The following is a 20,404-nucleotide window of genomic DNA, read 5'->3' as shown; positions in this document are numbered from 1 at the left end:
TTTTTTGACTCATATTTTATTTATTTGTAAGAGGATGGCAGGTTATATTCCTGCCGCCTTCTTGATTGCTTTTAATGTTCCATTTGCCACTTCCTGCTTTTCATGATTGCTCATTTGAAAAGTTTTTCCAGTTTTAGGGGAATACCATAATGGGTGTCCCGCTTGTTGCCTACCGGTATCGTAACATCCGGCTTTCTTTACCAATCTTTCTAATTCATTGTACTTCATTCTTTATTTGATTAACACAGTACAAAGATATTAATATTAATATCATTATCAAATCTTCAGTGGTTAAATGATACTTGTTTTAATATCATTTAACGAGTGTAAGAACGATAATTAGGGTTAATGTCATAATTATCTATTTTAATTTACGACAATGAGTTTATTGTCGTATCCGGATGCCTAAAAATTGGGCATCCCTTTTTATCGCTGAACTTTGATGTTATGATCGATGTTAAGGACATAACAGGTAAAGTAAAGTTAAGCATAAAAGCCAATCCGGCTCTGTTCATAAGTTTGAACTTATGAAGGAGGACTATGTCAACCTTATGTTTTCCGTCGAAGAGCCTATTTTGTTGGAGATAGGAGATTATATTGAATATGCTGGAAGTCTATATTATCTTACTGACAAGACTTATCCGGCTTTTAACACGGAAACTGAAGGGTATGATTACACGGTAAGATTTGATTCCCACTATTACCGATGGAAGAATCATATAATCTTTTACGACAGACAGGGTAATAGAGAAGCATCATGGAGTCTTACACGTGCACCTGAGGCTCATTTGAGCGTAGTTGTCTCAAATCTGCGTGAAATTGGGTTTACATATAATGGGACAGAGTATCAGGCTGTAGTTGACAGTTCTGTTGATGCTGTAGCCAAACTTGTTACTTATGACAATACAAACATCATTGACGCTCTTACTAAAATAGCCGAAACATGGGAATGTGAATGGTGGGTCGATAAGGATAAAATTTATATCGGTCGCTTGGAACATGGCGAGTCCGTTGACCTGGAAATAGGGAAAGAACTGTCCTCCATGTCAAGAAGCCAAAGCCAGGATATTTTTGCAACCCGGCTATATGCATTCGGATCAACCCGCAACATACCGTCAAACTATCGTAAGGGGCAAGAATGTGTCGTCGTAGAGAATGTCGTTCAGAAACGGCTGATGCTTCCGGAGGGAATCCCTTACATAGATGTGATAGAGGGGTTGGATGATCAACAGGTTGTTGAAGCTGTAGTTGTATTTGATGATGTATATCCGAGAACTGCAGGAAGTATTACTGAAGTTATTCCATTTGATAAGCCCGTAGAAGACGAAAATAATAAAGATGAAACTAAAATTGTCACATTCTACCGGTTTAAGGATGCTAACTTGACTTTCTCGGGAAAATATATCCTGCCTGGACAGGACCTTCATGTGATATTTCAGACAGGTCCTTTGTCGGGTATGGACTTTGCTCTTCAGTTTAATCCGGAAGGCTTGCCGGAATCAGATCCGGAAGCACAAATATTTGAAATAGTACGTAACGAGACATACGGGCAATGGTTACCGGCTTCTCCGCTTATTCCAGGAGAAGGGAACAAGTATATTCTTTATAATTTTGATACCAAATATGTAAATGATACTCTTCTTCCACAGGCGGAGCAGGAACTATTGGAAAAGACTAAAGAGTATGTTAAGAAGATAGTTTCTGATCCTTCGACGTACACCTGCAGCCTTAATTCATATTTGGCTTCAGGGTATGATGAAAATAATGGCTTGCTGAATCCGGAAAAAGAGATAGACTTAGTCCCCGGACAAAGGGTTAATCTAATTAACAGGGCTTATTTTGAGAACGGTCGTGTTTCCCGGGTTATCGGCTTTGAGAAGAAACTGGATAAGCCGTATGATTCTCCATCTTATACAATCGGAGAGAGCAGCTTACTCCAGGTTTGGAGAACTAGAACAAAAGATAGACAGTCTCCAGTTTGGTGATAATACTTATGTCAATCAAGGAGGAGGTAGTTTTGGTGTATACATTATAAAAAAGATGATCCTACGGCTGCCTCAGATGAAAACGTATTTTCATCTCTTCGTACGTTATACGAGATAAACAAAGCATATGTTGATATAAGCGACATGTATCTTCGTAAAGATATCAATGATGTTGCTCACGGAAATATCACATTTGACCAAAGTATTGGTAGCACTCTATATCTTGACGGCTGGGACGGCAAAGGATGGAGAATAGAGAATACCGGCGTGGCTGAGTTTGAGGCTGCCCGAATCCGTTCCGACATTTATATCGGAAATAAGATTGGATCTCCGGATTTTACTTCAGGCTTTACCGGAACCGGCTGGCAGTTCGATACTCCTACAGCTTCCGGAACTGTTGATAATTTGACTGTTCGCAAAAGTTTCAAGGTTTATGAGATGGTTTATTCCCAGGTACACGGTTTGAACAGCTCTTTCATGGTTTCCGACTGGAATAAAATTAAATCCGTCACACCGTTGGGCACGAACAGGTATCGTTGCGAACTTGACGACATGGATAAGGAAATGTTCGTAAACCTGCGTGTCGGAGACTACGTGCGTACGCAAAGGCGTGACGGATTGAATATCCGTTATTTCGTCAGCTACGTCGAAAACATATCCAACGATTCTTTCGACGTGAAGGTCGTTGACGGGGAAGACGCTCCTGTTGCCGGTGATTATGTACAGCGTCAGGGTAATGACAGGGACAAGAACAGGCAGGGGCTTATCTATTTTACATCTTCCGATGATTATGCCCCTTATATAGATATCCTGGACGATGTGACCGGACCGAAGTTTGAAATGGACAGCATAAAGGTCCGGCTGGGAAATTGCGAAGGCATAACGGTTAACGGCAAGCCCTTAAAAGGACACAGGGCTTACATAAACGGCGGTGTATTCGTGCATAGTACCTATTACACCGATGACGGAAATACGATCGAGCAACGCTTCGAGATCATGGATGGTAAACTGGATAGTTCCATCGAAGAAATTCGTAAGGACCTTTCTGAGGAATCCGGCAATATACTTCGTAATTCGTCCTTTTCTTCTGATCTTAATTACTGGGAAATTAATCCGGTTGTTCATTTCATAAATGCCAGTGACGGGTTCTTGTGGCTGCCTTCTGCGTTTTATGTAGACAAAGAACAGGTTGCCGATATCTACCGGGAAGGAAACCGGAATGTCCTGCGTATCCGGAACTCTGTAATATCTCAGCCCAACGGGATTATGAATGTCCCGGAGCATGAAAGCGAAGAAGATTTGAAGACTTATTCGTTTTCTCTTTACTATAAGGTATTGAGACCGGGTACTTATGAATTTGGTATACCGGGAACGGAGCTGTACGCATCCGGACAAATGGATACGGGCGATACCTATCAGAAATTATCAAAGGTCGGAAAATGGAACGGCAAAGGAGATTTTAAAGTCCGTTTCAGCGGTGAGATTCTTATCTACGGGCTGAATATGTTTTCTGATGCTATGGCTGACGCTATCATTAAGCTGGAAACTCAGATCGAGCAGACCAGTGAGCATATAAAGCTGTTGGCAACAAAGGAGTATGTAGATGGGGAAACCGGTAAGATTTACATCAAATATGACGGAGAACTGAAGGTTACCGCCGAACAGATAAGCGCCATTAACACAAAAACGGACAATATCAACAATACAATTGAATCGTCCGGATGGATTAATACCGCACAGGGACAGCAGTTGTTTGCAAAAAAGGAAATGGAAGACGGAGACACTATTGTCTCTTCCATAAATATAAGTCCAAGCACAGTTAAAATACAATCAGCTCATCTACAATTGCAAGGGGCTGTATCATTCTCAATGTTATCCGATTACAACTCGGTAAACAATCGAATCAATTCTGCGTCAGCAGATGCCAATCAAGCGTTAACTGATGCATCATCTGCATGGAGTAAGGCTGTATCCGCGTACAATACGGCTGATAGCGCATATTCTTTGGCGGATACGGCAAAAACTAATGCCGCTAAAGCTATACAGGACGCTGCTAATGCCGTTAGTAAGGCTGGTAGCGTAGAAGCGGCTTTGGAAGATTTGCCATCATGGAGTAAGCAATCGTCTATTATCAAGGCATTGACGGATGCGACAGTTATCGTGGGTGGATACATCAAGACATCTATGATTGATGTGGATGATCTGTATGTTAAAAAGCTTGATGTCGTTGAAGTTGGAAAGATTGGTGGATTTACGATTGGAAAGACTGATTTATCAAATGTATTTTCTTCGGATTATGGTTCTGTGACTTTTAGGATTAGAAGCAATTATAATGCCTCTATTGATATAAATAGTTCTAATGGAGAATATGCGGGAATGGGGATTGGAGTTGCTCAAGGATCAGCTAGTGCCATGCTATATCTTAAAACCAAACGACAAATAACAGGAGTTTCTCCATATTCAGACTTTTCCGCATTGCACATAGATTATGAATCAAATTCTATGACAGGGGCATTAGCTATAAATATCGGTTCATCACCTAGTAGTTATCTTGATTATAGTAGGTGGATAAATTGCGGTCATCTCGGAGGATGGGGTTCAAAATTTCAGGTAGAATCCAGGTATTTTGGTGACGGAAGTTCAATGGAACGTACTTGTATAAATGTGGGTAAAATAATGAGTAGTACTCACGTAAGAAGATTACAGTCTAGTCCCAATTTTATCCCTGTATACTACGATGACGCATCAGGATTTTTATGTGCAATGGTTGATTGATGTAATGTATAACAACATAAAATTAAGAATAAAATGAAAAAGGTAAATTTTAAAGAATTAAGCGTAGAGATAGGTATTGACGAATTTCAGAAACAAGATTTCAGAAAAGAGATCGGTAACGCTTTGCATAGAGCGTCGGAAAGTATACCTATGTCTGACTTAGCACGGAAAATATTTTATTCCGAAGATGCTATTGAAATTTCGGATGAAGATTTTAAAACGATGCTGGCGTTGTTGCGTACGGCATATAAAAAATTTATTGTTGACGCGGTGGCTCGATCCGGAGAAGAGTCAACGGACATTAAAAATAAGGAGGAATAATAATGGCACTGGAACAAGTATCATCGGTAGTTAAAAGCACGTATCTGAATAACGTAGCAGGCTACGAAATTCAGTACAACATCGCCCAGGATGAAGGGCAGAGCGTGAAGTCCGTAACCGGCACCATCAAGAAGGCGGACGTACGGTTCGGCTATATCAACATCAACGTAGACGGCACGTTGAACATATCTATTGATAAGCCAATACCGGAAGAAGACAGCACCGCTATCTATATAGCTGCATTGGCGGACGCCAAAAACATTTTCACACAACGAAATATAGAATAATCGATTATGGTAGCAGGAGACATCATCATACCCGATAATACGATCACTCCCGAGATCATGGCTCAGATAGCCACCGAGGTGACCAAGTTGATCGGAACAAATTCCAAGGACCCCGGGCAATGGGAAGAGGTGGCATCGTTGACCGGCATTACCTCTTTGCCTGTATTCCAGGTTATGGGTAATGCTTATAAACTGGTACGCGTTGCTGTGTCTACATTGAAAGGAGTAAACGGACGTGAGGTAGAGTTACAGGTCGACGAAGGAAGAACGGCCATCCAGTGGCGGTATGTCGGTGTCTCCGGCAGTGATTTGGAACCCACTGAATGGAAGACATTGGTCAGTCTTAGCCTGTTAAAAGGGCGATCCTGGTGATACTGCTGAGTTCCGGAAAGGTGCAACCGGTTTGGAGTGGAAATATAAGTCGGAAGGAGATGAAAGCTGGCGTACGCTGTCTCTATAGACGACTTGAAGTTAAAGTTTTCCGATTTGACCGAAGAGGACATTGCAGCTTTTTGGCGTGGTGTACCTAGCGACATACTAGCGCAAATGAAAGGAGATAAAGGCGACCCTTTCACTTATAGCGACTTTACCGAAGAGCAATTGGCTAAACTTAAAGGTCCCAAGGGCAACGATGGTACGGATGGGAAAGATGGTACAGACGGAAAAACTCCCGTCTTGGAGTCCGTCAATGCCCAATCCGGAGACACTCCGTCGGGAAGCTTCACCGAAAATGGCGTAGACGAAAACGGTAACCCGAAATACGTGCTTAATCTGACTTTGCCCAAAGGCAAGGACGGACAGCCTCCGGTGTTTGAATCCGGAACCGTAACTACTGTAGAACCAACAGAACCGGCAGATGTAGAAATCATACCTAACGGAGAAACTCCTGAAGGCAATCCTATGTACACTCTTAACTTTTCTATCCCTAGAGGACAGAAAGGGGCACCGGGTGAGGGATCAGGTAACTTGCTGGCAAGTGTCACTAACGTTAAAGCAGGAACGAAGTATCTATTGTCTCCGGTGTCAGACGGTAGCTCCGAAGTGGAGATGGTCGAGTACGTAGGGCCTACTAAGACCAGCGATCTGACTAATGACAGCGGATATATTACCAAAGCAGTTAACGACCTTGCCAACTACTATATCAAGAGTGAAGTCTATACTCAGGAAGAAGTACGGACATTGATATCTAATCTGAACAGTGTTAAGCTGCAGAAGGTGGAATCCTTGCCGGAAGCCGGTGAAAGTAATATTATCTACCTTGTCCCTAAGGTGGCTAGTGAAAACGATATCTATGACGAGTATATCTTTGTCGACGGTAAGCCTGAGCACATAGGCAGTACGCAGGTTGATTTGTCGGGGTATGTGCAGGAGGCACCGGAGGACGGAAGGCAATATGCTAGAAAGAACGGGGCGTGGTCGGAGGTAGAGGCAGGCAGTTATGAAATATCAGCATCGTTGCTGGATTTGACAAACGAATCTACTTCTGATGAGATAAGTGCGGCTTTGGGAGGTATTGAAGGATTTAATAATTTATTCAATGCATTACAAAGAGGTCAAAAGGTTGTCGTTAAAACAGAAATGTCAGAAGAAGAAGGTACTTATGTTGCGGTTACTGATATATTAATCCATATGGCGCAAGACGTTGCAGGTTATGGTAAAATAGTATTTCTTTATTTTCTTGATTTTGAAAATAATATTAAATCTGTAATGATGCTGTTGGAGGCTCAGTCTAATAATTTCACAATAGAGATATCCGGAATACCTTTAGAGGATTTACCTACTGCCATTAATGACCTTGTTGGATGGGGTACAAACACTGACACTCTAAAACAGCAATACAAAGATATATCTAAGTGTATATCAAATAAAGTCCCTATATTGTATACAGATGGAAAAGGATGTTGTCCTGTATCATGGGAAGAAACATATAGCCCCGATGGAACAAAATTTGTTTCTTATTTGGCATTTCGGCAAGGTGCACCAGCAGGAATGACAGAGTACGACGAAAGTATCAAATTATATATAGGAAGCATAGATAAAAATGGTAATAAGCAGGAGAAAAGAAATATAATCAAATTTGATTTACCAAATACAAACGAATGGGACCCACAACTTGTATTTACAAATCAAGGTGACGGCACCAAAGCCCTCATGAACGACGGCACATACAAAGAAGTAGGAGGCGATTACACCCTTCCTGCCGCCACATCTGCCGCGCTAGGAGGCATAAAAGTAGGCTACGCAGCTGCCGGCAAGACATATCCCGTACAGCTGGACGCAGATAGTAAGGCTTACGTAGAGGTGCCGTGGACGGATACGAACACAACCTACGACCTTGCCGGCACGACTGCCCCGGGTCTGTTAAGACAGCTTACAGGAAGTACTACAACGTTTATGCGGGCTGACGGGACATGGGCTACGCCTCCTAATACTACATATTCGGTTGCCACCCAGTCAGCGAACGGGCTTATGTCTGCTGCTGATAAGAAATTGCTAGATTTTGAGACAGGGTATGCAACAGTATCATCGTTGTCAAGTGTGCCTGTAACAAAGCATACAGTGTATGCTTCTATTAATTCGAATCAAACCCTGTCTGTTGCTTCCGGTCTTCAACCTGGACAGTCATTGCATATTTTCGTATACAACTCCGGTTCCACCGACAGGACTATAACGTTGCCTACTTCCGGGTCATATCAATCTATGTCCGGCAGCTCGATTGTAGTATCCGGTACTTCGGGTAAGGATTTGATAGAGATAAATGTGTATTGCTATGCATCGGGCAAATACAGTATAAGGGCAGGAGGACCTGAATGATGAGAAGGAGATTGTTAATGACAGGAGTAAAGTATACCCTTACGGTATATACAACTGCTGGTGCGACCGTCGTAGTCAATGGCGTATCTCAAACAGCCAATAGTTCCGGATATGCGTATTACGAGTTAAAGAAAGGGACTTATTCATATTCAGCGAGTAAGTCGGGGTATACAAGCAGGTCGGGGTCGGTTACTGTTACGGGTAATCAGACATTGTCAATTGTTCTGTCTTCTTCGAGTATGTTGTTGTTGCATTTAGACGGTAATGTAACGGATGCTTCGGGTAATTCGTCCATGAGTTCAACTGATCCTTGGTACGTGTCCGGCAAATTCGGACAGGCTTTCAGATGCGGATCAGTTGATGCCAATTATGTACAAGGCGTTATTAATAATATTGGGTCTTCCAATTTTACAATAGACTTTTGGATGTACCGGTATCAAAGTGTAGAATATCAAAAATATGCAGAAACTGGGAATGATGGTACAACGGGAGCCTTTAACATAGACGGCAGCTCATCAGGAAGAAATCTGAGATTTTATACTATTAAATCGGGGAATACTGTTAACATGACTGCATCGTCTACATTGCCGACATCTACATGGATACATGTTGCTATTGTAAGAAGTGGAAGTTATTGGTATATGTTTATAAATGGATCATTGGTACAGGATTATTATCAAAGTGGCGTTACACTATCTGCAACGACGTTGACACTTAGACCCCGGTATACAGCCATAGATGAGTTTCACATCACTAAAACGGCTCTATGGACTTCTAGTTTTACACCTCCTACATCTCCTTATTAAAATATAAATAACATGATATGAAAACAATAAATTTTGACGATTACAAATTTTGGTATATCAACAAAGATGCAGCAGGCGTCTATGTTGGGCAAAATGAAAAACTTGATCCGAATAGCCATTATTTAGGAGAAACCCTAGATGATTATAAAAACGGGGCATGGATATTGTTAAGCGCAGATCAAATAGCATTTAAACAAGCCAATCCCGAAGCAACGCCGGAAGAGGTTTATAATATGCATATGACAGAACCGGAACCGGAGCCGGAACCAACCCCAGGAGAGCTATTACAGGCTGCTAAAACGGCGAAACGGCAGGAAGTGTACAATTCGGATATGCGTCATTACTACCTGGATGGAAACGATATCTATATTTACGACCGGCTGAACATGAAAGACAAATGCAGCCGTAAAAGCAGTGTTGTGATAAATTCTATTGCTTATCCGTCAAATATCGTAATTACAGCTATTAGCGAAATGGCAGACTATGACGACGAATGCAATGTTGTTACGCAAGCGTTGCTGAAGTCCGTTGAAGATGCTACAACCGTCGAAGAGGTAGAAGCAATCGTAGTCACCGGATATCCGGATATCATTAATCGAACAACGGAAGAACTACAGTCTGCAATCGATTACAAGGATTCGCATGATCCCGAAGTACAGGTTATGAAGCTGAATCGAATGGCTGTATCTGCTATGTCGATGGATGATCCGGTTGCTATCACGCGCAAATATGCTCATGCGGAATGGAAAGACTTTATCGGGGGCAAACTGGAAACCGGCAACAGGGTATTATACAATGACTGGCTATGGAAGGTCAGACAACCGGTTAATCCCGTACTAGAGATATACCCTCCGTCTGTTGATACGGCGGCGCTGTATGAGCGTATAGACGAAAACCACGAAGGGACAGAATTTGACCCTAAGCTGTACGAGCCAGGCATGACACTGGAACAAGGCAAGTATTACACGGAGCTGGACGATGGCGTAAGGAATAAATACTATTGCTTTATCGGGTCAACTTACCCAGTTTACTCAAAGCTCAAGGATTTGACAAACAATGTAAGGCTGGTACACTAAAAAAAATACCGCCTGAACCTCCCGGCTCAAAACGGTACAATCATGAATCTGTAATACAAATATAACGTTTAAATCTTAAAAAGCTATGGGAGTATTAGTACTATTATCAATTTTTGTAATATCCGCTTACACAACGGCGGTATGTATCAAACAAAAAGGTGTGCCTTATTCGATAAGCGCAACTTTTTATAAGTTAAAGCATCCGTATTGGTTTATGGCAACAATGTGGCTGACAGCGGGTATGCTTATGCCTGCAATCCTGGAAACAAGCAAAACGAATACGGAGTTTATGGCTTTTATTGCTTGTGCGGGGATGTTGCTTGTTGGGGCGGCACCTAATTTTAAGGATAGCTACGAGGGCAAAATACATACAGCTGGAGCTATAATGTGTATTGTGGGATCGCAGTTATGGGTGGCGTTTAATGCTTGGTACATGCTTGTTGTATGGCTGGCATATCTTGGATATACTGCATTATTTATGGTCAAGGAAAAAGAAAGTGGCTTTTGGTATAAATTTTATCAGAGTAAGCCTATGTTTTGGGTTGAGATAGCAGCATTCCTGTCTACGTATTTAAGTTTATTGATTAAGTATACTAACTAACTTATTAACAAAATGATCGACAAATGGAGGTATTTAAAATGATTTGGGAAATGAGAAATATGCTTATAATTTCCATATTCGAAATGGTACTTGTCCTATTCGCTATGAGCTGGGACTTCGCATCCGGTTATTATAAAGCAAAACTACGAGGAGAGGACCGTAATTCTTACGGGATGCGCCGGACAGTTAGCAAATTTATCTTGTATGCTGGCAGCATATGCATTGCATGGAGCATAGATGCAGTTTGTTATGTTTGTCAATTTTGGGAGTTTATACATATTCCATTTTTAACCAACATCCCCGTATTTACGTCTCTCATAACGGTTTTTATCCTTATTACGGAGATACGATCCATATGGGAAAAGGCTGATGCAAAACAGCGCAGACAGGCTATAAAGTCAGCCGCTTTATTAGGCAGTGTATTAAACAAAGATATGCTGAAAGAAGCTTTTACTGAGGCTTTGATTAATGCTAAAGAAAAGGAGGATAAGAGATGAACATTACAGATAATTTTACTCTAGAGGAGTTTATCCATAGTGATACAGCTGTCGCTAAAGGTATCAAGAACGAACCTGGCACACGTGAGCGGCTTGCTATGATGAACCTTTGTGTTAAGCTTCTGCAGCCGCTTCGGGAAGCTATCGGCAAACCTATATCTATTAATTCAGGCTACAGATGCCCGGAGTTGAATAAGGCAGTAGGAGGTGTACTGACAAGCCTGCACATTAAAGGCGAAGCTGCTGATTTGAGCATTAGTGGGAAGGCTGGAGACTTACTGGAAGTGCTGGAAGAATCCGGATTACCTTTCGACCAGGCTATTCTTTATCGGAAAAAGAATTTCCTGCATGTGTCATTAAAACTCGAAGGTGCACAACGGAAACAAATAATTATCAAACAATGAAACCTTGTTACATCATATTGATTCTTTTAATGATGGCAGGATTATATTCTTGTCGTTCTGTAGTCCAATACGTGCCAGTAGAAACGGTTAGAACAGATAGTATATATCTTAGTTCACTTCAATTAGACAGCGTTTTTGTTCACGATTCTATACTTATTAATCAAAAGGGCGATACCGTTACTGAATACCGGTACAGATATGTCTATAAATACAAGGATAGGGTAGATACGCTGTATATAAATAAGACAGATTCTATTAGCGTTCCTTATCCGGTAGAAAAAAGTTTAACTCGTTGGGAACAAACTAAAGTAAATTATGGAGGACATGCTATCATTGCTGTTGTTGTAATTGTCATGGTTGTATTTGGTAAAATGATCTACAAGCTAAAGAAATAGCTTTTGTTCATAATCATTCCTTTGGGGCTGGGAATTAAAATAAAAGCCCCCAACGTATCCGTTTAAATTGCCACATAAAAACTGATACACAAGCGCAGAATCCCGCACGTTGGAGGCTTTAATATCTTCAACATTGAGATTCTGCGCTTTGTTGCGTTTACTTGTAAGTTTTTATGCGGCAAGGCAAAGATATAACTAAAATTTAAAACATATGTGTAAATCAGAAATCTTTGCCAAAATATTAAGATTAGTTTCAGAAGAAACCGAAATCTCTACCAGCGACATTTTGTCGGGCAGTAAGGAGACAGATGTTGTAGATGCTCGTTATTTACTTGTGTATCTTCTTCATGAAAGGGGCTTTTACCCTTCTCAGATAGCATTGTATGTATGTAAAACCAAGCGGTCAATAAACTATATTTTATCAAGTTTTTCCGACCGATTACGGGCTGGGAAGATGTTGAGAATACAATATGAAAATATAAAGAAAACGGCAGGAAATCATTAGTTTATGAAGTAATACGCTATCCGTAGCTTTGTTGTGGTCAGAAATAGTGCTGATCATAACAATAAAGATATTTAAAATGGATAGAAATTATTTTATCGGTACTCCCGAAGGTGGAAATTCCGGTGGAAGTAAATTTGATGTCATGGCTTTTCTTCCTGGTCTTTTAGGCGGCAACAAGGGTATTGACCCGAATCTTGCAGCTATGTTAACCCAAGCTAACAATAATAAAGGAGCATGGGGAGGGGAGGCATCTTGGATTTGGATCATTTTGTTATTCTTCCTTTTTGGCGGTTGGGGCAATGGATTCGGCAATAACCGTAACGGCGGCGGTTTACCGGCAGAACTTAACAATGACGCCGGACGTGAACTTCTTATGAACGCAATTCAAGGCAATGGACAGGCAATAAGCCAGTTGTCAAGTTCTCTTAATTGTTCTACACAGCAATTACAAAATGCAATCTGTCAGATTCAAGGACAAATTCAGAATGTAGGAAATCAGGTGGGCTTGTCTTCCCAGCAGATTATTAATGCTGTTCAGTCCGGTAACAATCAGTTGTTGAGTCAAATTGCATCGTGCTGCTGCGATGTTCGTAACGCTATCACCACACAGGGTTACGAGAGCCAGCTGGCAATTGTAAATCAGACTAATACTCTGACAGGTAATGCTAACACTCAGTTTAACATTTTGGGTGCCAAAATTGACGCTCAGACTCAGATCATCAATGACAAATTCTGTCAGTTAGAAATGCGTGAAATGCAGAGCAAGATTGACACATTGCGTCAAGAAAAATCTGCACTGGAGTTGGGTATTTCTCAGGCTGCTCAGACTGCTAACATTGTGTCTCAGCTTAAGTCTCCGTGTCCTATTCCTGCTTATTTCGTTCCGAATCCGAACTGTTGCAATCCTATGCAGGTACAGGTTACCCGTGAAGGATGTGGTTGCGCTTATAACGGCTTAGTGTAAGGAGGGGACAGTATGACAGCAAGATATAATACAAGAGCTTGCGTCCCCAGGGTTGACGTGAACGGAATCTATGTCTTATCTACGACAGGAAAGATTGTAACTGCTTCGGCAGGTGAAGAGTCGCAAATTGATTTCGGGGTAAATCCGTTTGAATGGTGTGCTCTTCCTGAGGCAGGAGTATTAATCTGGCGAGTGAGATATCCGGTTACTACTACAGAGGCCTCTTATGCGGTTAACGTTGTTGTGCCTAACGGATATGCAACTACGGTCCAATTGCAAAGCACTCAAGTCGGTACAAACCGTATTCCGGTGGTTGACCACCATAATGTACAGGTAATAGGCAGCGATGTAAATGTCCCTGTTAATTCCAATAGCGGATCTCCGGTATTAGGTGGTTACACGGAACACATTGTTTGGTTTAATAAGCCTCAGGGGATATTCCGCCTGTTAGGCGTAAAATCCTCAAACAATCCTACTCCGGCTGCTCAGGGTAGTAACACCCCGGCAGAAGCAAGTGTATCAAAGGGTAAATAATGAGATGCCGGGATTATCCCGGCTCTCTTTTAAATCAAGAAGAAAATGACATTTAAGGAACTTAGAGAAGGCAATCAATATTTCATCCTGCATAAGACAGAAAAACCGTTTTGTGAAATAGGAAGTGTTATAGGTGTAAGTAATTTAAGACCAAAACCTCAGAGTATGGTCAATGGTTATCCGCCTATGCAGCCCGAAATGATCATTGACATATCAGTCAAGGTTGGTGACGATACAGTAAAGCTGTCCTCTGTGCCGGCTGATAAATCTATCGCTGATTATAAACCGGAAAGCGGTGAGAAACTTGTTCTGTCTTGTGATCAAATGATGATTAATCAGGAAATTAGCGCAATGCTTCAGAATAGCCAGCAGATATTAGGCAGTATAGAAACTCACAAGTCTATCATTGACAATTGTGAGTTGATGCTTAACCAACTCAATCCCCAGTTTAAAAAGGAGAAGGAGCAGGAAAGTAAGATTCAGAGCTTGGAAAATGAGATTGCAGAGATGAAAAAAATGTTTGGTGGCGGATTTGAAGAACTTAAATCTCTTCTTCTTGAAAAACAACAGAATACTAACAAATCAAAAACAGCGTAATATGGGATCATATAGAAAACTAGAGGAGCTTTTCAGAGAATTTGATGCCTACGAAGACGAAGACTTGATGGAGGCTATGGAAGAAGCCTACAAGCTTGGTTGTAAAGATGGCAAGAGAAAAGTAATGGAAGGCGGTATGGGCTTTCGTGACGACGACGATGACGACAACGATGATTTTCGCGATATGTGGAGACGTGGCGGTCGTGATGGAGATGGTTTTGGCGAAAGACGAGGTGTGAAGGGAACCGGAAGGTATGCCGGTGAGTACCGCAGACGTAGACGTTATTAATCAGAAGGGGGACGATGTTCCCCTTCATTAAATTGACAATAATATGAGACTAGATATGTATGATGATTTTCCTTCAGGGATGAGAGCTTACTTGAGCGCTTATGGGTGGCATTTTTCTAAGGCTATGTGTGATTTTGCCGTTTCCATGATGGAAAAAGAAGACGGAAACGGGAAAAAGATAAAGGTGCAGCCCTGGACTAAGGAGCAGGTCGATGAGATGCTTAAAAAGTATAACGTAGACGTAAAGAAGAAAGGAGGATATGACTATGTATATGCTGCAAACATGGCTAAATCGGATTTTCTTGGTTCTTCTATTCCCAATGAGCAATATGCATCCCTCTATGTAAAAAACGTTTGTGATGATCCGGACGCTTACGACGGTATTGTATTCACTCGTTTCTACGCTGACTGTATTGGTTCCGGCACACCTGTTATTTGGGAGGAAATGATGTAATGGGAGGATGGAGTTATCTATTTCGAATCTTAAAGGGAGAATCCCCTAAAGATGTTTTGGCAAGCATGCCGGAAAAAGACTTCGAAAAAGTATCTTCTATCATTGACGATTTGAAAAATACGAATATTCCCCGTCAGCAACGCAGGGCTATAGAACGTAAATTCAAAGCTATAAAAAGATGATAAAAAGAGACCTATACATAAAAAAGTACGATTGGCAGGTGTACATATTCTATCGTGTCACCTGCTATTATACGGATGAAATCATAGGTCTTCTAAAATCGATCGGTTGTCCTGAATACAAGGCTAGAGAGGCTTACGATAATTTAATGTCGTGCAAACTTGATACTGGCGTCACGTACTCCAATTTCAGGTTACGTAAATCCGTAATGGTTATAAGTAAGACCTCTTCTCCTGAAGAGTTTTCGAACTCCATAAAGCATGAATGCCGCCATTTGGAGGATCATATAGCTACTGCTTTTAGAATGCCCTTAGGAGGCGAAGAAGTGGCTTATTTGGCAGGATATTTAGGTGCAAAGTTATATAAGGATATGCAGTTGTTCATTTGCGACTGTCATAGACATCAAAATGAAAGGTTTTATGCGTAAAAACAAAAAAGAAATACGGAAATTGAAGAAGGAATCAGCCAGGAAGGAGTTTGATTGCCTGGTCGATTCCCTGGACTTCGAGCCGGTCAACTTCAACGAGAAAGTGTGCCGGCTCCGGAGGTTGATGTGTTCGTTATGAAGCTATGTTAGCAAGTAGCTTGTCAAACAGATGCACATAATATAATGGCTGTGTCATAATCGTCAATATATTTTGTTCCTGACACCTGCTCAACTTTCCGGTTGACCAGCTTGTAATCGTCTTCTTCGATAAAATCTCTTTTTAAAGCTTCTACTGCCTTGTGTTTAGCCGAATACATTAGCGGCCAAACTTCATCGAGGTTTACCGGATATTTCTCTTTTGACTTTGACAATTTCAACACTGCCTTAAAATAACGTTTGATTTCGTTTTCGTTACTGTTCTTTGATAAAATGATTTTTGCTTCCATTTTAATATTCAATTTTTAGATAATACAATACTAGCCCCGACCTAAGCCGGGGTAATTCAAAAGGATAAATCATTAGTTAATAAATACCAGTCTTGCTTTCTATCTCATAAGTAAACCTGGCAATACTCTTCTTGATTGATTCAAGTTCTTTTTCTTTCTTGAATAGCTGAGAAATGAAATACATGCTTTCCAGGTATGAGTTATTGACGAACGCAAAGACATTGCGAATATTAGCTTCAAAGCTCATGCGGTCGTAGTAGGGGATATATGGCAGCATGTCTCCGGCTCCTCCGTAGTATTCTCCATGTTTCTTTTTCCCGGCTTTGATAGACCTTTGAAGCTTTTTGTTGAAATCTTCGATATATTTTTTGAAAATCTGTTCGGCATACTTGGATTCTTTGCCGGTTCGGAGTAGTTCCTCCATTTCGTTGAAGGCATTGATGTAGGCTTCTTTAAATTTTGCGGCTATCTTACCGGTAAAGCCCATAGCCAAGAATGTGAAGCCGTCACGAGTAAGGTAGTAATATTCACATTTAGTGGCTCCTCCTTGTGGTAACTCCTTCATTTCCACCATTAACGCAAAATTGCGCTGTTGGAATTGTTGAGTACATTCAAGATTCTTTATGGCTCTTAAAACGTCAGAATGGCGTTTGTTAAAGAACTCTGCTACTTTTAAAGAAGTAGTAACAACTTGGTTGTTTTCAACCTTTACCAGTTCATTACTTGATACTGGAAATAAATTTAATTCTTTCATCCGGTGTGACAATTAGATGAATAAAAAAAATAACGACTCCACATAATCCTAGTTGTCACACCACATATAACATAGAGATATATGAACGGATTATGGGAGCCGCTTATGCTTCTCTCATTCTCTATTAGCCTGCTCGCTTGCAGCGCCTATATGTGATGTGACGCTGCAAAGGTATATTAAAAACTCAAATGCATAATAAAAAAAGCGATAGAATTTTCTACCGCTTTACCGCCTAACTTAAATACATGAAATCATATTCTTTTATAATTGCCATCCTTATAGATAAGGATACCATCCTGTTCAATTCCAACAAAAGAGGAGTCGTTTTGATCATAAACCAAAGCTAAACGTCTTTTCTGTATCTCCTCCCTTGTTATAGCTCCTTGAATAGGAGGTATTACATAGTTCCTTAAAATGTGCTCAATATCCTTTTCTTCATCTCTTTTTATTGCGTGATATTGTTTTTCTGCATCTTTAAGGAGTAGATTCATACATTTTATCCATGACTCTTCTACCGTTAGTTTTACGATTCTGTCATTTACATCTATATTCATGCTGCGAACTTACTAATTTTTCTGTGAAAACGAACAATCGCTCATATTATTTAATCGGAGAGAGGAGGCATCGGCATCCAAGCAATAGGTTCATAATCCATTAAGTCTTCAAACTCAAAATCAGAGGCAGTAAGAACTGTAGGCTTACGACCTGATGGAACTGTTATATATCCGCTAACAATTGCATTGTTGCTTTTCATCATGCACAAAACCATTTGTCGTTCATCCGGTAATTGTTCTTTTACGTTTATCCAGGATGATTGCTCGGCTTGCCATTTGGCACCGTCAACAAAACCTTCATATACTAGATCTTTTACTTCCTCTGATTCAAGAGACCAAAATGAACCACTCACATAATTAATAGCTGCTTCTTCGACTGTCTGTTTCATTTCTTCATCTTTTTAGCCTCCGAAAGAGGTGTGTTGTTGTTAATAAGCTCAATCGCTTTATCTCTCCCCAGTTTTTTATAAGGAATCGCATTTGAAAACCCCTAAATCTTTAGTTTAGGGGATGAAAAATGCGGGGTAGCGCAGCTACCCTTGGTTCTCAATGTGCCTTTTGATGGTTTCTTGACTTACATTTCCTACAGATGTCACAAAATATCCATCCGTCCAAAATGTATTTTCTTTCAATCATAAGTTTTGCTACCTTTGTATCATGTTACGTGCTTACAAATATAGAATATACCCGAATGATGATCAAAAGATTTTGTTCGCAAAGACTTTTGGCTGCTGTCGCTTTGTCTATAACTGGGCACTCAACTTGAAGATAGAAGCCTACAAGAGCAACAAGGAATCGCTCAGTAATATCTATCTCACCAACCGTATGAAGAGCGAGCTGAAACAGGAAAAAGAATGGCTCTCCGAAGTTAACTCCCAATCACTCCAAAGTTCGCTCCGCAATCTTGATACGGCTTACAAGAACTTCTTCCGTGACGTGAAATCGGTAGGCTTTCCGAGATTCAAATCACGAAAGGACAGGCAGAGCTTCCATTGCCCGCAGCATTGCAGCGTTGACTTTGGCAGTTCCTCTATCAGTATCCCCAAGGCGAAAAATATTCCTGCCGTACTTCACCGACCGTTCAAAGGGGCTGTAAAAACCGTCACCATCAGCATGTCGCCATCGGGAAAGTACTTTGCATCGGTATTGGTAGATACGTCCATTGAGGAACTTCCGTTGCATCCCATCGGGGCTGAGACCTCCCTTGGTATAGACCTCGGCATCAGCAGTCTTGCCATCTGTTCTGACAGACGCACCTTTGAGAACCCGAAGAATCTGAAACGCTCCGAAGTGCTGCTGAAGCGCAGGCAGAAGCAACTTAGCCGCAAGCAGAAAGGCTCTGCCAGCCGAAACAAGGCGCGTGTAAAAGTAGCCCGTATTCATGAAAGAATATCCAACCAGCGGAAAGACCACCTGCACAAAGTAACCTATGCGCTGACGCACGACAGCCAAGTGCGAACCATCTGCATGGAAGACTTGAACGTGAAAGGCATGGTGCGCAACCATCACCTCGCCGGAAGCATATCGGATGCTTCCTTTGGTCTGTTCCGCACCCTGTTGGAATACAAATGCAAGTGGTATGGAGTGAACCTCGTTGTTATAGACCGCTTTGCTCCCAGCTCGAAGACTTGCCACAGGTGCGGCTATGTCTATAATGGCTTGAAGCTGAGCGAGCGAAGTTGGACTTGCCCTGTTTGTGGTACATACCATGACCGGGACTTCAACGCGGCTTGTAATATCAAAGAATTTGGCTTGAAAGCCCTACCCGCGGAGCGTGGGAAAGTTAAGCCTGTGGACTGCCCAACGGTGGATGACCGACCTTGTGTCCTAAAAAGCCGTGGCAGGAAGAAGCAGGAAAAGAGAGGAGGTACTGGTATCTCTGAAGCCGCTAAGTCTTTAGCTTAGCGGTAGTTCACATACGGGAATCCATTCTTGAAGTATAAGGTCTGCAGGTTCGCTTGGATCTATAGCAAGACCTTTTTCTCCATTCATAACCATTCTCATTGATATTTCAATGATTGATTCACCATATTTGTTTACGATTTCATATTTTTTACCATTAATCGATACACCTCCATAATGACGTGCTGTAGACAAAGGAGTATTCATCCAATACACCTTTGTCATCAAAATAGGATAATCCATACTCATTCTACTTTACTATTCTTGAATATCTCCCTTATCTGACCAGCAACCTTTTGGGCTGCTTCTTCGGTTTTGAAGTAGTTACTTAATGAGTACAATCCGGCGTCTACATCATCTCTATAATCTCTCATTAGATTGATGTTTGTAAATCTATTCACATAAAAGTAACATTCTCCTTTATTCGCCCTCCACCTTGGTAACTCATCTATGCACATCTTTTCAGCATTCCAATATTTGCCTTCTTTAGTAAGAGCATTGATAAGTTCTTGCTTCTCTGCCTCTGTTGCAAAACGATATTTGGGCTCATAGTCAAAAATAGTAAACCCATAATACAAATTTTCTTTTCTATCATAAAGTACATGGTAATTCAAGTAATAGGGCATATTTATTCCATAACCTGTACAAATAAATGTATAACAACACTTTGGCAATTCAGCCACGCAGAAATCGCCTTCTTTGGGGTTGAAAACCTTTTCTTTCGATAAAAACTCAACTATTGCCATCCCGTTTTCTACTTGAACCTTGGCATCATTGCAGCCATCCGGTAATTGTACTCTTATTTCTTTTTTCATATTCAACTGTTTTTAATAATAT

At 41.1% G+C, this 20,404-nt stretch carries 26 protein-coding genes and 1 pseudogene; 19 read left to right on the top strand and 8 right to left on the bottom strand.

Features of this window, described 5'->3' with window-relative positions; genetic code table 11:
* Positions 1 to 42 precede the first annotated feature (42 nt).
* A complete protein-coding gene (locus P3L47_RS23135; RefSeq protein ID WP_277782288.1) occupies positions 43 to 228 on the bottom strand; it encodes a type II toxin-antitoxin system HicA family toxin in 186 nt (61 codons plus the stop codon).
* 299 nt (positions 229 to 527) lie between these two features.
* Here P3L47_RS23135 and P3L47_RS23130 point away from each other — a divergent pair, with 299 nt between their 5' ends.
* The 18 genes from P3L47_RS23130 (at position 528) to P3L47_RS23045 (ending at position 16,050) form a co-directional block, all read left to right on the top strand.
* On the top strand, positions 528 to 1,985 hold the full coding sequence (locus P3L47_RS23130) for a hypothetical protein (RefSeq protein WP_277782287.1): 1,458 nt from the start codon (positions 528 to 530) through the stop codon (positions 1,983 to 1,985).
* Between the two features lie 144 nt (positions 1,986 to 2,129).
* Positions 2,130 to 4,760: a hypothetical protein gene (locus P3L47_RS23125; protein WP_277782286.1), complete on the top strand. Its 2,631-nt coding sequence runs from the start codon at positions 2,130 to 2,132 to the stop codon at positions 4,758 to 4,760.
* Between the two features lie 33 nt (positions 4,761 to 4,793).
* Positions 4,794 to 5,081, top strand: a complete 288-nt coding sequence (locus P3L47_RS23120; protein WP_277782285.1) for a hypothetical protein — start codon at positions 4,794 to 4,796, stop codon at positions 5,079 to 5,081.
* Between the two features lie 2 nt (positions 5,082 to 5,083).
* Positions 5,084 to 5,368 carry a hypothetical protein gene (locus tag P3L47_RS23115; protein WP_277782284.1) on the top strand — a complete coding sequence of 95 codons (285 nt, stop codon included), beginning with the start codon at positions 5,084 to 5,086 and terminating at the stop codon, positions 5,366 to 5,368.
* A gap of 6 nt (positions 5,369 to 5,374) precedes the next feature.
* Complete coding sequence (locus tag P3L47_RS23110; RefSeq protein WP_277782283.1) at positions 5,375 to 5,740, top strand: hypothetical protein; 366 nt, start codon at positions 5,375 to 5,377, stop codon at positions 5,738 to 5,740.
* Between the two features lie 114 nt (positions 5,741 to 5,854).
* Positions 5,855 to 8,182, top strand: a complete 2,328-nt coding sequence (locus P3L47_RS23105; protein WP_277782282.1) for a hypothetical protein — start codon at positions 5,855 to 5,857, stop codon at positions 8,180 to 8,182.
* Positions 8,183 to 8,199: 17 nt separating this feature from the next.
* Entirely contained in the window at positions 8,200 to 8,988 is a 789-nt protein-coding gene (locus P3L47_RS23100; RefSeq protein WP_277782281.1) for a LamG-like jellyroll fold domain-containing protein, read from the top strand.
* Between the two features lie 17 nt (positions 8,989 to 9,005).
* Positions 9,006 to 10,064, top strand: a complete 1,059-nt coding sequence (locus P3L47_RS23095; protein ID WP_277782280.1) for a hypothetical protein — start codon at positions 9,006 to 9,008, stop codon at positions 10,062 to 10,064.
* 85 nt (positions 10,065 to 10,149) lie between these two features.
* Positions 10,150 to 10,665, top strand: a complete 516-nt coding sequence (locus tag P3L47_RS23090) for a glycosyl transferase (RefSeq protein ID WP_277782279.1) — start codon at positions 10,150 to 10,152, stop codon at positions 10,663 to 10,665.
* 23 nt (positions 10,666 to 10,688) lie between these two features.
* Positions 10,689 to 11,162 (top strand): phage holin family protein, encoded by a 474-nt coding sequence (locus P3L47_RS23085; protein WP_277782278.1) that lies wholly within the window; start codon positions 10,689 to 10,691, stop codon positions 11,160 to 11,162.
* Entirely contained in the window at positions 11,159 to 11,566 is a 408-nt protein-coding gene (locus P3L47_RS23080; protein WP_277782277.1) for a D-Ala-D-Ala carboxypeptidase family metallohydrolase, read from the top strand. The genes P3L47_RS23085 and P3L47_RS23080 overlap by 4 nt, the downstream gene beginning before the upstream one ends.
* A 29-nt stretch (positions 11,567 to 11,595) precedes the next feature.
* Positions 11,596 to 11,961: a hypothetical protein gene (locus P3L47_RS23075; protein WP_277782276.1), complete on the top strand. Its 366-nt coding sequence runs from the start codon at positions 11,596 to 11,598 to the stop codon at positions 11,959 to 11,961.
* 581 nt (positions 11,962 to 12,542) lie between these two features.
* Positions 12,543 to 13,430, top strand: a complete 888-nt coding sequence (locus tag P3L47_RS23070) for a hypothetical protein (RefSeq protein WP_277782275.1) — start codon at positions 12,543 to 12,545, stop codon at positions 13,428 to 13,430.
* A 12-nt stretch (positions 13,431 to 13,442) separates the two neighbouring features.
* Positions 13,443 to 13,964: a hypothetical protein gene (locus P3L47_RS23065; protein ID WP_277782274.1), complete on the top strand. Its 522-nt coding sequence runs from the start codon at positions 13,443 to 13,445 to the stop codon at positions 13,962 to 13,964.
* Between the two features lie 45 nt (positions 13,965 to 14,009).
* Positions 14,010 to 14,561, top strand: a complete 552-nt coding sequence (locus P3L47_RS23060; RefSeq protein WP_277782273.1) for a hypothetical protein — start codon at positions 14,010 to 14,012, stop codon at positions 14,559 to 14,561.
* 1 nt (position 14,562) lies between these two features.
* Positions 14,563 to 14,850 (top strand): hypothetical protein, encoded by a 288-nt coding sequence (locus P3L47_RS23055; protein ID WP_277782272.1) that lies wholly within the window; start codon positions 14,563 to 14,565, stop codon positions 14,848 to 14,850.
* Between the two features lie 43 nt (positions 14,851 to 14,893).
* The gene (locus P3L47_RS23050) at positions 14,894 to 15,304 is read left to right on the top strand and encodes a DUF7841 family protein (RefSeq protein WP_277782271.1); all 411 of its coding nucleotides are present in this window, start codon (positions 14,894 to 14,896) and stop codon (positions 15,302 to 15,304) included.
* Positions 15,305 to 15,903: 599 nt separating this feature from the next.
* On the top strand, positions 15,904 to 16,050 hold the full coding sequence (locus P3L47_RS23045) for a hypothetical protein (protein ID WP_277782270.1): 147 nt from the start codon (positions 15,904 to 15,906) through the stop codon (positions 16,048 to 16,050).
* Between the two features lie 22 nt (positions 16,051 to 16,072).
* Here the strand turns inward: P3L47_RS23045 and P3L47_RS23040 are convergent, their stop codons facing one another.
* The 5 genes and pseudogenes from P3L47_RS23040 to P3L47_RS23020 form a co-directional block, all read right to left on the bottom strand.
* The gene (locus tag P3L47_RS23040; RefSeq protein WP_277782269.1) at positions 16,073 to 16,357 is read right to left on the bottom strand and encodes a hypothetical protein; all 285 of its coding nucleotides are present in this window, start codon (positions 16,355 to 16,357) and stop codon (positions 16,073 to 16,075) included.
* 76 nt (positions 16,358 to 16,433) lie between these two features.
* Positions 16,434 to 17,111 carry a Rha family transcriptional regulator gene (locus P3L47_RS23035; RefSeq protein WP_277782268.1) on the bottom strand — a complete coding sequence of 226 codons (678 nt, stop codon included), beginning with the start codon at positions 17,109 to 17,111 and terminating at the stop codon, positions 16,434 to 16,436.
* Positions 17,112 to 17,362: 251 nt separating this feature from the next.
* Positions 17,363 to 17,665, bottom strand: a complete 303-nt coding sequence (locus P3L47_RS23030) for a hypothetical protein (RefSeq protein WP_277782267.1) — start codon at positions 17,663 to 17,665, stop codon at positions 17,363 to 17,365.
* Positions 17,666 to 17,715: 50 nt separating this feature from the next.
* Positions 17,716 to 18,054 carry a DUF551 domain-containing protein gene (locus tag P3L47_RS23025; protein ID WP_277782266.1) on the bottom strand — a complete coding sequence of 113 codons (339 nt, stop codon included), beginning with the start codon at positions 18,052 to 18,054 and terminating at the stop codon, positions 17,716 to 17,718.
* Between the two features lie 144 nt (positions 18,055 to 18,198).
* Positions 18,199 to 18,294, bottom strand: a pseudogene (locus P3L47_RS23020) (transposase); the annotation flags it as partial.
* A 28-nt stretch (positions 18,295 to 18,322) separates the two neighbouring features.
* Here P3L47_RS23020 and P3L47_RS23015 point away from each other — a divergent pair.
* Entirely contained in the window at positions 18,323 to 19,570 is a 1,248-nt protein-coding gene (locus tag P3L47_RS23015) for an RNA-guided endonuclease TnpB family protein (protein ID WP_277782265.1), read from the top strand.
* Here P3L47_RS23015 and P3L47_RS23010 read toward each other — a convergent pair.
* Both P3L47_RS23010 and P3L47_RS23005 read right to left on the bottom strand, forming a co-directional pair.
* Entirely contained in the window at positions 19,562 to 19,810 is a 249-nt protein-coding gene (locus P3L47_RS23010) for a hypothetical protein (RefSeq protein WP_277782264.1), read from the bottom strand. The two genes, P3L47_RS23015 and P3L47_RS23010, sit on opposite strands and share 9 nt — an antisense overlap.
* 2 nt (positions 19,811 to 19,812) lie before the next feature.
* A complete protein-coding gene (locus tag P3L47_RS23005) occupies positions 19,813 to 20,382 on the bottom strand; it encodes a hypothetical protein (RefSeq protein ID WP_277782263.1) in 570 nt (189 codons plus the stop codon).
* Between the last annotated feature and the right edge of the window lie 22 nt (positions 20,383 to 20,404).

The organism is Parabacteroides chongii (assembly GCF_029581355.1).
GTDB lineage: Bacteria > Bacteroidota > Bacteroidia > Bacteroidales > Tannerellaceae > Parabacteroides > Parabacteroides chongii.
Note: the sequence above shows the minus strand (reverse complement) of the source record. Positions and strands in the feature narration are given on the sequence as shown.